The organism is Geminocystis sp. GBBB08, from assembly GCF_016743215.1.
Taxonomy (GTDB): domain Bacteria; phylum Cyanobacteriota; class Cyanobacteriia; order Cyanobacteriales; family Cyanobacteriaceae; genus Geminocystis.
Map to the genome: position 1 here is coordinate 1 of NZ_VRZC01000119.1, position 12,560 is coordinate 12,560.

9 protein-coding genes and 1 pseudogene are annotated in these 12,560 nt (G+C 31.5%); 3 read left to right on the top strand and 7 right to left on the bottom strand.

Annotation, left to right across the window (positions count from 1 at the left end; all coding sequences use genetic code 11):
* The coding region (gene typA, locus FWJ34_RS13950) for a translational GTPase TypA (protein WP_308255938.1) at positions 1-1,664 on the top strand (1,664 nt) is incomplete at its 5' end.
* Between the two features lie 63 nt (positions 1,665-1,727).
* On the opposite strand, the gene FWJ34_RS13955 is transcribed toward typA, so the two are convergent.
* Positions 1,728-2,486 carry a PD-(D/E)XK nuclease family protein gene (locus tag FWJ34_RS13955; protein ID WP_308255939.1) on the bottom strand — a complete coding sequence of 253 codons (759 nt, stop codon included), beginning with the start codon at positions 2,484-2,486 and terminating at the stop codon, positions 1,728-1,730.
* Positions 2,487-2,542: 56 nt separating this feature from the next.
* Here FWJ34_RS13955 and FWJ34_RS13960 point away from each other — a divergent pair, with 56 nt between their 5' ends.
* Positions 2,543-3,238 (top strand): response regulator transcription factor, encoded by a 696-nt coding sequence (locus FWJ34_RS13960; protein ID WP_308255940.1) that lies wholly within the window; start codon positions 2,543-2,545, stop codon positions 3,236-3,238.
* Between the two features lie 6 nt (positions 3,239-3,244).
* Here FWJ34_RS13960 and FWJ34_RS13965 read toward each other — a convergent pair whose 3' ends face one another.
* From FWJ34_RS13965 to pstS, 6 genes are all read right to left on the bottom strand, one after another.
* Positions 3,245-5,971: a response regulator gene (locus FWJ34_RS13965; protein WP_308255942.1), complete on the bottom strand. Its 2,727-nt coding sequence runs from the start codon at positions 5,969-5,971 to the stop codon at positions 3,245-3,247.
* A 79-nt stretch (positions 5,972-6,050) separates the two neighbouring features.
* On the bottom strand, positions 6,051-8,612 hold the full coding sequence (locus FWJ34_RS13970; RefSeq protein ID WP_308255943.1) for a methyl-accepting chemotaxis protein: 2,562 nt from the start codon (positions 8,610-8,612) through the stop codon (positions 6,051-6,053).
* Entirely contained in the window at positions 8,609-9,055 is a 447-nt protein-coding gene (locus FWJ34_RS13975; protein WP_308255944.1) for a chemotaxis protein CheW, read from the bottom strand. The genes FWJ34_RS13970 and FWJ34_RS13975 overlap by 4 nt, the downstream gene beginning before the upstream one ends.
* 104 nt (positions 9,056-9,159) lie before the next feature.
* Positions 9,160-9,522, bottom strand: coding sequence for a response regulator (locus tag FWJ34_RS13980; protein WP_308255945.1), 363 nt, complete (start codon positions 9,520-9,522; stop codon positions 9,160-9,162).
* 2 nt (positions 9,523-9,524) lie between these two features.
* Positions 9,525-10,667 carry a response regulator gene (locus FWJ34_RS13985; protein ID WP_308255946.1) on the bottom strand — a complete coding sequence of 381 codons (1,143 nt, stop codon included), beginning with the start codon at positions 10,665-10,667 and terminating at the stop codon, positions 9,525-9,527.
* A gap of 306 nt (positions 10,668-10,973) precedes the next feature.
* Positions 10,974-12,059 carry a phosphate ABC transporter substrate-binding protein PstS gene (pstS, locus tag FWJ34_RS13990; protein WP_308255947.1) on the bottom strand — a complete coding sequence of 362 codons (1,086 nt, stop codon included), beginning with the start codon at positions 12,057-12,059 and terminating at the stop codon, positions 10,974-10,976.
* Positions 12,060-12,198: 139 nt separating this feature from the next.
* Between pstS and FWJ34_RS13995 the strand changes: the two are divergent.
* Positions 12,199-12,560 (top strand): annotated as a pseudogene (locus FWJ34_RS13995) (excinuclease ABC subunit A); the annotation flags it as partial.

Genomic DNA, 12,560 nt, shown 5'->3' on the forward strand with positions numbered 1-12,560 from the left:
ATTCCAATGATATTGAAAGAGAAAGAGGAATTACTATCCTTTCTAAAAATACAGCAGTACGTTATAAAGACACATTAATTAATATTGTTGATACCCCCGGCCACGCTGACTTTGGCGGTGAAGTAGAACGAGTTTTAGGAATGGTTGATGGTTGTATTTTAATTGTCGATGCCAATGAGGGGCCAATGCCTCAAACCCGTTTTGTACTTAAAAAAGCCCTTGAAAAAGGTTTACGTCCTATTGTTGTAGTTAATAAAATTGATCGACCTCAAGCTGAACCAGACAAAGCTGTTGACAAAGTATTTGACTTATTTGTAGAGTTAGGTGCTGATGATGACCAATGCGATTTTACCACCCTTTATGCTTCAGGTATCAGTGGTTATGCTAAAAATAAAATTGAAGATGAGGGTATTGATATGCAACCCTTATTTGAAGCTATTTTAGGTCATGTTCCACCTCCTGCTGGAGATCCTACTAAACCCTTACAATTGCAAGTTACTACCCTTGACTATTCCGAATATTTAGGGCGTATTGTGATAGGTAAAATTCATAACGGCACAATTCAAGCGGGACAACAAGCGGCTTTAATTAAAGAAGACGGTAGTATTGTTAAAGCTCGGATTAGTAAATTATTGGGTTTTGAAGGTTTACAACGGGTAGAGTTACCTGAAGCTAGTGCCGGTTTTATTGTAGCTGTTGCTGGTTTTGCTGATGCGAATATTGGTGAAACAATTACTTGTCCTAGTGAACCTCAAGCATTACCATTGATCAAAGTCGATGAACCTACTTTAAGGATGACATTTTCTGTCAATAACTCTCCTTTTGCCGGGCAAGAAGGTAAATTTGTAACATCTCGTCAAATTCGTGATCGTCTTGATAAAGAACTACAAACAAACGTAGCCTTAAGAGTTGAAGATGGAGAATCCGCAGAACAATTTGTGGTATCAGGTAGAGGAGAATTACACTTAGGTATTTTGATCGAAAATATGCGCCGTGAAGGATTCGAGTTTCAAGTATCTCAACCTCAAGTAATTTATCGTGAAGTTAACGGACAACCTTACGAACCTTTTGAATACCTCGTTTTAGACGTACCTGAAGAGGCACAAGGGGCTTGTATTGAGCGTTTAGGGCAAAGAAAAGCAGAAATGCAGGATATGCAATCTAGCGGTAACGGACGCACTCAATTAGAATTTATTGTACCCGCAAGAGGATTAATTGGTTTTCGTGGTGACTTCATTCGCATAACAAAAGGTGAAGGTATTATGAATCATAGTTTTCATGAATATCGCCCCTTAGTTGGTGACTTAGAAACTCGTTACAATGGTGTTTTAATTTCTTTTGAAGAAGGTGTTTCCACTTTCTACGCTATGAAAAATGCTGAAGATAGAGGTAATTTCTTCATTCATCCGGGTACAAAAGTGTATAGAGGCATGATTATTGGTGAAAGTAATCGAGCCCAAGATGTCGAAATTAACGTTTGTAAAACTAAACAATTAACGAACCATCGTTCTGCAACTGGTGATGAGTTAGTGCAACTACAAGCACCTATTGAAATGAGTTTAGAAAGGGCATTAGAATATATTGGTCCCGATGAATTAGTAGAAGTAACGCCAGAATCAATCCGTTTGCGTAAATTACCCAGTAAAAAATTAGCTAAACGCTAGAAATTAGTAATGAGTAATCCGTAGGGTGGGTAATGCCCACCTTTTTTTGATATTTATATTTTTTTATATATCATCGAGAGAAGTTGGTAAATTTTGGTGTAATTTTGATTCTGTTAATAAATTAGGAAAGTGATAACGATGAGGACAAGTTTCACAGTTATTATGATGAGAAAAATTAACTTTATTTTCGATATATTCTGTGGTTAAATGTTCTAGTTTTTTTAATAAATAATTTAATTCTTTTCTAGTTTTTTCATGTTTAATTTTATTATATGTAATTGTGTATTTTTGCGGTTCATTAGGTAACTTGACAAACCAATAAGTAAAAGAAATTTGCGACGGTTTATAGGGGAATTTTTCCGCTAAAATGTACAAATATAATTTGGTTTGCCAATTATTAATTAATATCTGTTCATTTTGAGGTTTTAAGTAAGTTTTCCAATCAAAAATTACCGCCTTATTTTCAGACAAAATTAATAAATCATAAACAGAGGTAAATAAATAATTTTTAATGGTATAATTAACTTGATATTCTGCTTTTCTAGCAATAATATCAGAAGATTTCCATATGTTTTCAGTGGCATTAACTAAAGCCTTAACAGAAACTTTTAAATCATCGTTTTCTGTCTGAATATCATCAATAAATAAACCCAAATTATGTTGTTGCATCAATAAATGAAATTGTTTTCCCCATTGAGTTTTTTCTTCTTGAATTAAATTAAAAGGACTTTTTAACTGTTGTAAATAAAGTTTTTGAAACAGTGGCGGACAAGTTTCTAATGTATTCAAGTGTTTTTGCGATAAATGCCAATATGATGCCATAAAACAATATACTGAAAATTAGATAATTTTAGATAAACTTTTTATTAATAATTGTTATGTCAGAAGTAGAAAAAATATTATTAGTGGATGATGAACCTGGTATTAGAGAATCATTACAAGCATACCTTAATTTTAATGAAAACTGGCAAGTAGAAGTAGCTAGTAATGCAAAAGAAGCATGGGAAAAACTAGAATTAGAAACTCCTGATTTAATTATTTCTGATATTATGATGCCAGAAGTCAACGGATTGCAATTTTTGGCACAACTAAAAGAAGATAATCGTTTTCGTTTAATTCCTGTAATCTTTTTAACAGCAAAAGGAATGACAAGCGATCGCATAGAAGGATATACTGCCGGATGTGACGCTTATTTACCAAAACCCTTTGATGCTGATGAATTAGAAGCGATTGTCAGAAATTTGTTAGAGAAAAAAAGAAGTACGCAAGAAAATACAGATGGTAATTTTCAATTAGAGGAATTATTAAAAGACGTAAAAGACATCAAAGATAAACTAGAAACCAGTAGTAAGTTTACCATTACAGAGCCACCGATGGCTATTGATTTAACTCCAAGAGAACAAAGTGTATTAGACTTAGTGGCACAGGGTTTAATGAATAAAGAAATTGCCAAAACTTTAGAAACTAGCGTCAGAAATGTAGAAAAATATGTTAGCCGTCTTTTTAGTAAAACTGGTACAAATAGTCGCACTGAATTAGTTAGATTTGCCTTAAAACATGGCTTAACCGATTAAAAATAATTATACCGAACAAGATTGATTATAGCTGGAGGAGGTTATCTGTACCACCATCTCTAAAATCTTAATAGGATTAAAGGGTTTTATTATATAAGCATTTGCACCTAAATCTAAGGCTTTTTGTCGATGTAAATTATTGTCACGAGAGGTAAGGATAATAACAGGAAGATTTTGCCATTTTTCCGAGACTCTAATTAATTGAAGCACTTTATAACCATCAAAACCCGGCATTTCTAAATCACAAATCGCTAAGTCAAAATTGATGAAAGTATTTTGCAAAGTATTCCATGCCTCCTTACCATCTCGACACTGGGTTACATCATAGCCAACTTGAGTTAACACAAGATTTAAACTACGCCTTACCGTCACGGAATCGTCAATAATCAGCACCGATAATTTATCTTTAGTATTGGCTATATTTTTATTACTTTTTTCCTCTTGAGTTTTTTCTTGATAATTAGTGAATAAGGGTTTAAGATAATCTGGCACTAAAATAGGTACAATTGTTCCGCTTCCTAAAATTGTGCAACCCCCAAGATAGGCAGGAATATTGACTGTATCATCAAAACTTTTGGTAACGAGGGGTTTTTCATCAACAATGGCATCAACAGTAATGATAATTTCTTCATTGCCAATGTTTAATAATAAACCCACATAAGGAGTAGAAATATCTATAGGAATATTTTGATTATAAGGAAGAATTTGACATAAATTATAGACAGGAATTTTTTTATTTTCCCATATTAGTTTATTATTTTTTATTTCGTAATCAGATAGGCGAATAATTCTGAAGACATTTTCGGAAGGAATGGCGATAAGTTGAGTTGATATTTTTACCAATAACAAAGAGATGATATTTAAAGCCATCGGAATTTTGAGTTTAAATTCTGTGCCTTTTCCTATTTCTGTATTAACTTGAATTGTGCCTCTTAATTTCTCAATTTCTCCTTTAACAATATCCATACCCATACCTCTTCCTGATAAATCAGTTACTTGAGAAGCAGTAGAGAATCCAGGAGAAAAAATCGTACTTAAAATTTGTTGACGAGTTAAGTTATTAAACTCAGTATTAATCGAAAATAAACCTAAATCAATAGCTTTTTCATATACTTTCTTAATGTCAATTCCCTTTCCATCATCGGTGATAGTTAAAATCACATTATTTCCTTCAAGTTTTGCACTTAAGATGATTTTAGCGGGTAAAGTTTTACCTAATTTTTCTCTCATTTTTAAAGTTTCTATACCATGATCAAAGGCATTTCTAATGATATGATTAAATGGTGTTCTTAAAGATTCAATAATATTTTGGTCAATAAGAATCTGTTTTCCTTCAATGACTAATTCTACTGATTTATTATAGGTTTTATTAAGTTTTTCTAAAGGTTTTATGAAACTACCTGCTAAATTCATAAAAGGCACTAAACGCACTTGTCTCAATTCTTGATCTAATATATCAAGAGACTTTCTCATATCTATTAATGTTTCTTGAAATTCTCGATTAACTAACTCAAAATCTTCCCTAACTTCTTGCACTTGAGTAATTAATTCTGTTAAACTTTGCAAAGCAGAATGAACTTGAGTATATTCGTCAAATTCTAAACTATCAAAGTCTGATAATTCTTCTATTTTTTTCTTATTTATTACTGGAGATTTATTACTATCATTAATAGTTAATTGATCATAAATAGATTCTATTTTTTCTTTCAATGGTGATAATAGTTTAGTTTTTTTCTTCAAATTATTACTACCTTGTTTTATTTGATTTTCATAGAGAGTTAAACGCTCATAAAAAATTAACAATTGCCCCACTATATCTCCCATTTTCGTTATTTTCTGAATCGGCACTCTGAGATTTCTATTATTACTATTATTTATAGAGTTAACCCCTAACTTTTTCTCTGATTTTTCTTCCTGTTTTTCTAAAGGTAATAGCTTACTAAAATTTTCGGAAAATTTTATTTTTGTCGAAGCATCTCTTCCTAAAAATTGTTGTCGATGATACTCAATTTCTGCGATCGCCAATAAGGTAAAATCTTGAATAGAGTTAATATTTTGTGACTTTAAATCTTTAATGACTTGACTAAGATTAACTAACCAATCACAATTTAACGCTTGACCTAATAATTGACATTCTTCCAGTAAAATATTTAAGTTATTAGTAATATTTTCCTCTGTGGCTAACTCAGGATTATCAATAATTTCTCTGACTCTTTCAATACAAGCGGATAAATCTTCTGTTAAAGCAACATTAATAAAACTATCATCAGCAAAACCAATATCAATTAATTCTTGTTGGGGATTAAACGTAGTTAAAAATTGATCTAAAATATCGATTAATTCAGAATTTTGTATATCTTGAAAAGTATCATTTTTTTCAGCATCAATTAAACTTTCTAACTCATCAATACCTAAAGTTAATAACTCTAAAGTAGTATCTAAATCATTAACTCTATCTTGCTGTAAAGCCTCAAAAATATCTTCAATTTTATGGGCTAACTTACTAACAATAAAAATTTCTGCCATCCCAGCACCACCTTTGATAGAATGGGCAGCCCTTCCCAATTCTTTATATAAGTGAGCTAATTTTTCTGAAGATTTTTTGTCATTAATTAACTTTTTTAATTGAATGATTCCTTCCCTCAAAATTTGTAAATATTCTGGGGCATCTTCTTCTAAAAAACAATTACGGGCTTCTTGTGCAATGGCAGCTAAACTAACAGAATCTAACATAATAATTTAGAATGAGGAATGACGAATGACGAATGAGGAGAAATAAAATTATCAACTATTTACTATTCATCATCAGCCATCAACTGACTTGAAAACGAGAAGCTGATTGTTGCATTTCGGTGGCAACTTTTACCAACTCCTGCAATGACTGAGATACTAAGTTTGATTCTTCCGCCGTTTCTTTTGTCACCACCGCTACTTCCTGCATTTTTTCATTTACTTTCTGAGAAATTAATTTTTGGTTAACAGTACTTTGTGAGATAGACTCTAATAATGAATCAATCTCGTTACTGATTTGAGCTAATTTTTGCAGGGTTTCTTTAGTATTTTTGACTAATTTCGTACCTGTGACTACTTGAGTTGTGCTTTCCTCCATCATTCTCATCATTTCGCTAGTTTCCTCTTGAATACTTACTACTAATTGCTCAATTTCTTGAGTAGAAAACGTAACTTGCTCTGCCAACCTTCGTACTTCATCAGCAACAACCCTGAAACCTTGCCCATTTTCCCCAGCGCGTGCGGCTTCAATAGAAGCGTTAAAAGCTAAAAGGTTTGTTTTTTCAGAAATATTGGAAATAATACTGACAATTTTAGAAATTTCTTGAGAAGAATCTGCTAACCGCTTGGCTTTTTTCGAGGTATCTGCTACAGTATGACGAATTTGATAAATGCTATTGACGGTTTCATCTATGACATTTTCGCCTTCTTTAGCCGTCAATCGAGATTTTCGAGCAATTTGAGCCGCATTTTGGGCAGATTCACTCACTTTCTCAATAGATTGCGTAATTTCTTCAATAGATGTTCCAACAGATTGAATATATTGATCTTGTTTGCTAGAATTTTGAACAAGATGATTTACTGATTGCCCATTAGCTACCACCGTCTCATTCACTTGATTAGCAGAAATAACTACTTGTTTTACTAATCCTTGTAAACTTCTAATAGTAGCATTAAAAGCATCAGCGATCGAACCTACTTCCCCAGATACTACCTCTGCTTGTACACTTAAATTACCCTTACTAGCTTCTTCAATGTCTAATAAAAGGTTAATAACATTTTTCTGGAGATTTTCTCGTTGTTGTTTCTGAAATTGGGCTTCCTTTTCCCTCTGTTTTGCAATATCTTCAATGGCTTCAGTATAGCTTTCAATTCTTTCCGCCATTTCATTAAAAGTAAGTGCTAATTGCCCAACTTCATCTTTAGAAGTAATTTTTGCCCTAATATTTTTATCTCCAGCACCAATTTTTTGTGCCGTTTGTTGCAATTTTTGAATTGGTTTTGTCAAAGCGTTACCAAAAATAATAGCTAAAATAATTGCGATAATTAAAGTGAAAATACCAACTAAAATTTGATAAGTTAAACTTTCATTTAAAAGTTGTTGTAAATCATTTTCAGCAGTGCCACGCACCACAAAAGCGATTTCTTCTCCTTTAAAATTAGGTAAGGCTTTCACCGCTACAGTATGCCACTTATTTTCTATAGACATTCTACTGACTAAATTTCCACCAGTGCCAATTTCTGCTTGTTTAAGTAAATCTAATTCTGGTAAAGGAATATTTGTTTTTGCATCATCATTATTGGCAATTTGTAAAATAGAAGAAACTGGTTGAAATTTTTCATCATTAAACATATAAATAGCACTATAACCTCCCCCTACCGCTTCTATAGTTTTGCGTAAAAATAAAGTTTTATTATTGATAACTTCACCAGCCATTAAAATTCCTATTATTTTTTGAGATTGAGGATTAATTACAGGAGTAAAACTAATATTCATCAACACATCTTGATTATCAATTCCACTGGGTAAAGGAGGCTTTTCCGCAGAAATTTCATCCCAAGAAATAATGGCATTAGTTTGTAAACGGCGAGGAAATTTTAACACTTCTGTGACTAAATTATCCAAAGTAAAAAGTTCACCTGTTCTATCTTTATTAGCATTAACAATTATCTTACTATCTAAACCAATTAAAGTAGAATATTCAATTTGTCTAGCATTGGTTTCATTTTGTAAAATTCGTCTTACTGTCTCTCTTAAATTAGGAGGAATTTTGCCTGTATCTTGATAACTTTTAGCCGCTTCAATAATCGCAATATTATCACTTTGCCCTCTAAATCCAGACTCCATTTCATTGATACGAGAATTATAATTAATAACAGATACTGCTAATTCAGCAACCGCTTGATTTTCTAACTGCGATCGACCTAAAATAATAGTAATAACTCTTCCGGCTACTACTACTCCTAAAATCGAAATTAAACTAGAAATGAATAAAGCAATAAACTGTTTATAGGCAATGGGTAAATTAACTATTTTTTGGGCAATATTAACAGACTCTTTTTGATTATTATCTTGATTCTGTGGAGTTAATTTTTCTTCAGTTTTGACTTCTTTAGTGAGATGCTTAATTTTAATTTCAGCAATAGCTTTTTCCGCCGTATCCGCAAAAACTCCATCAGTATCTTCTTGAATAATAGCTTGATAAACTTTAAGTGCTTCTTGATAGTGTTTTTCTTGTTGTAAAGCCGTAGCTAAATTGAGTTTTGCGATTAAATCTGAGGGGTTTTCCTTAACGCTATTTTGTAAAATATTAATAGTTTCCGAAAAATTAAAATTAATGGTTTCTTCCTGCAATTTATTCATATAATAACTCCTAATTCATTAACATAACTTTTAATCTTACTTAACTCAATAATAGGTATTTGTTTTTGGGTATCTAAAATAATACCTTGACAATAATTATTCAATATATTTTCCTCAGAAACAATCAAACTATTATCTATTATTGAATCCTTAATTTCTCCTAATTTTTTGATAACTAAACCAATATAATTTTCCTCTAACTTAGTAACCAAAATAGTTAAAGCATTAAACCGATTAGTTAAAGAATTAAAATTCAGTAAAAGTCGAGATAAATCTAATAACCATAATAAATTTCCTCTTTGACTAACAACACCTAATAAACCACTTTTTACTCCCGGAATAGGACAAATATCATTATAATTAATACTCATCACTTCTTGAACTTTATCAAGAGGAATAGCTATTTTTTGTTCATCATTTAATTCCACAATAAAATAATCCATATTAAGAGTTAATAGTTAATAGTTAATAATTAATAATTGTGAAACAGGCATCTTGCCAGTCAGTGTCAGTCTTAATTCCTGATTCCTCATATCTAATGCCTAATTTAAAGATAATTTTTCACAGTATTAATTAAATCTGTAGGGCTGTAAGGTTTAGTAACATAAGCTGTTCCTCCTTGTCGTAAAGCCCAAAATTTATCAAAATCCTCATCTTTAGTGGTGACAAAAATAATCGGCACAGTCTTATAATTCATTTCCTTGCGGATATGGCGACAAACATCTAAACCACTCATGGTGGGCATGACAATATCCATTAAAATAAGATCAGGTTGCCCATGATCATTTAACCACTGTAACGCTGATTCTCCATTATCAACCAAATTAACTTCAACTCCCATTGTCTTTAACAAGCCATTAACGAGAGTTTGTTGAGACTTAGAATCATCTACCACTAATACTTTTTTCACGGTTAATTTACTCCTGAATTATTTTTTTGTAAGTTATTATGAACAGATTGTACTAATTCTTGAGGATTGAATGGTTTACAAACATAACCTACCGCACCAATCATTTTTGCCTTAACTCGATCCATAACACCATCTCTTCCTGTTAACATTACAATGGGAATATCTTTGAGTAACAACGATTGACGCATCATATAAGCTAATTTGTAACCGTCAATTTCGGGCATATTAATATCCATCAAAATTAAGTCAGGCTTTTGTCTTACAAACATACTTATTGCTTTAGCTGGTTCAGTAATACTAATGACATCAAAACCTCCCGTTAATAAAGTCATTTTGACTATGCGTTGGATAGTTTGACTGTCATCAATACAAGCAATTATCGGTTTTTTCTCCGAGTTGATTACTTCTTGATAAGGTTTAATATTTACTAAATTTAGAGTAATTAAAGGCTGAAAAAATAAACCTAATTCTAAAACAGATTTACCTGAATAGTTGCCAACTTCATATAATGTGCAATGATCATCTATATAAGGTTTTAATGATTCTAATTGATCAACTTTTTCTATATTACTACCAAAATAAGTCTTTGCTGATTGCCAATTTTTTATCTCTAAACGTATAAAAGGAGAGCTAATTTCATTTCTAATTTGTACCCACTGACGCACTTGATCTTTAATAGGATTAATCAGAGCTTTTAGACTAAGATTTAGTATTAAAGGATTTAAACCAACTATCTTTTCAAATTGTACCTTAGCTCTTGATAAAGTTAAACAACGAACTATGGCTTCCTGTGTCATATAAGATAAAATTGTCCTTACTTTTGACAAGTCTAAATGATTATGTTGCCATTGATGATTAATAAATTGATAATCGTCTTCTAAATCTTGAGGAATATAAAAATTATGCTTAGAATAACATTGAGATAAAAGATACATTATTCTTTCTCTTTTTCCCCTAGTGCTTGTCGCAAAATGGATTTTACCGTCTCCTAAATAAACAATCCACTGTAATGATATATCATTAGGATCTTTAATAATTAATTTACCTGACGTTTTCTTCTCTAACAATCCCTCTAAAACTTTGTAAGGAATTGCTATCATTTCTTTTAATGAATTCTCTTCATTTTTAATCATAATAGCTGTCATAATTTACCTGTTTATTTAGTTCAATATTTGACATTTTTAATAAAAAATTAATTTTGAGAGAAATATTTTCCTTACTTTTTTGTCACTTTTAACCTTAACTTAATCTATATACAAATATTTTAAGTAATTTCTCTATTTAAACATAACATAATATTTAATTTTTATTTTGAAGATGTATTTTAGAACACATAATATTTTAAAATATCTAATTTTATTTATTTGTAGAAATCATTAAATAAAAATAAAAGAAGTTTTAGTAAAATTACCTAGTTATACCTAAGTAAAATTACCAAAAAAGATTATAAATTATAAACTACTATCAAGACTGGTAATAACTTTTTGTTGTAAATCATCAGGAATAGGTAAATAACCTAAATTAGTGGCACTTTCATCCCCTTGAATTAAACTCCACTGCACAAAATCTTTAATTACTTCCGCCTTACTAGGATCACTATAATTACCATAAATAAGCAACCATGTTAAACCCACAATAGGATAAGCGTCAGGAATGTCTGTAACAGGTATTAATAAAGCAAAATCTTCGGGTATATTCGAATTCCCAAAAGCTTTAGAGGCACTTTCAGGAGAAGGTTTAATAAAATTACCAGCCTTGTTTTGAATAGTAGCCGTTTTCAAATTTTTGGTTTTTGAGTAAGAATACTCAATATATCCGATAGCACCTTGAGTTTGTTGAATTTGTGTACTAACTCCTTCATTCCCATCTGCTGGAATACCTACCGGCCACTCAACCTCTTTACCAGAGCCACTTTTCCAATCAGCACAGGCTTTTTCTACATGGCTAGTAAAGATGAAAGTTGTACCACTACCATCAGAGCGATGGACAAAAATAATGGGAATATCAGGTAATCTTAAATCAGGGTTATCAGCTACAATTTGAGGGTCATTCCATTTTTTGATTTTACCCGTAGTAATACCACAATAACTCTCCCTAGAAAGACGAATATTTTCTAACCCCTCATAATTTGAAAGATTATAAGCAAAAACTAATAAACCTCCTGTCATCGGAAGTTGCAGCGCTTTTCCTCTATTTTCAGGAAATAATTTTTTTTCTTTTTCATTCAAAGGGGCATCACTAGCACCAAAATCAACATTTTCCTCTAAAAAATTTTTCACCCCTTTACCGCTACCGACAGAATCATAGGCAATTTTGATATTTTGCTTATCTTTCCCCTCACCGTATTTCTGTATCCATAATTGGTATAATGGTGCTGGAAATGTTGCCCCTGCACCTTTGATCATCACAGTTTGATTCGGATCTATACTAGGTGCATTAACAGAAGAATTGGAGTTATTTTCACAACTACTCAAAAATCCTGTCAATAATATAATGCCACATAAACTACGAGTAAAAACCTTTGATACCTTAACCATAAATTCTTAAATATGTTCATTGATTACTATTTCCAAATCAACAATATCTTATGGAGTTTAAATTCCGTTTAAATTAAGGTAAAGAAGCATAATTATTATATTTATGACAACTATAAATAAAAATTTATCAGCTAAAAAAATGATTTGTATTCGTGGTGCGAGACAACATAATTTAAAAAATATTGACTTAGATTTACCTCGTAATCAATTAATTGTCTTCACGGGGGTGTCTGGTAGTGGTAAATCATCCTTAGCATTTGATACTATTTTTGCTGAAGGACAACGTAGATATGTTGAATCATTGAGTGCTTACGCACGACAATTTTTAGGACAGTTAGATAAACCCGATGTTGATAGTATAGAAGGTTTATCCCCCGCTATTTCGATCGATCAAAAGTCCACTTCCCATAATCCTCGATCAACGGTAGGTACTGTTACAGAAATTTACGATTATTTACGATTACTCTATGGTAGAGCCGGAAATCCCCATTGTCCCCACTG

What these genes read in the sequence shown, in the direction of transcription:
- FWJ34_RS13955 (WP_308255939.1), bottom strand. Translation starts at nt 2,486, where the DNA reads ATGGCATCATATTGGCATTTATCGCAAAAACACTTGAATACATTAGAA.
- FWJ34_RS13965 (WP_308255942.1), bottom strand. Translation starts at nt 5,971, where the DNA reads ATGTTAGATTCTGTTAGTTTAGCTGCCATTGCACAAGAAGCCCGTAAT.
- FWJ34_RS13975 (WP_308255944.1), bottom strand. Translation starts at nt 9,055, where the DNA reads ATGGATTATTTTATTGTGGAATTAAATGATGAACAAAAAATAGCTATT.
- FWJ34_RS13985 (WP_308255946.1), bottom strand. Translation starts at nt 10,667, where the DNA reads ATGACAGCTATTATGATTAAAAATGAAGAGAATTCATTAAAAGAAATG.
- pstS (WP_308255947.1), bottom strand. Translation starts at nt 12,059, where the DNA reads ATGGTTAAGGTATCAAAGGTTTTTACTCGTAGTTTATGTGGCATTATA.
- FWJ34_RS13960 (WP_308255940.1), top strand. Translation starts at nt 2,543, where the DNA reads ATGTCAGAAGTAGAAAAAATATTATTAGTGGATGATGAACCTGGTATT.
- FWJ34_RS13970 (WP_308255943.1), bottom strand. Translation starts at nt 8,612, where the DNA reads ATGAATAAATTGCAGGAAGAAACCATTAATTTTAATTTTTCGGAAACT.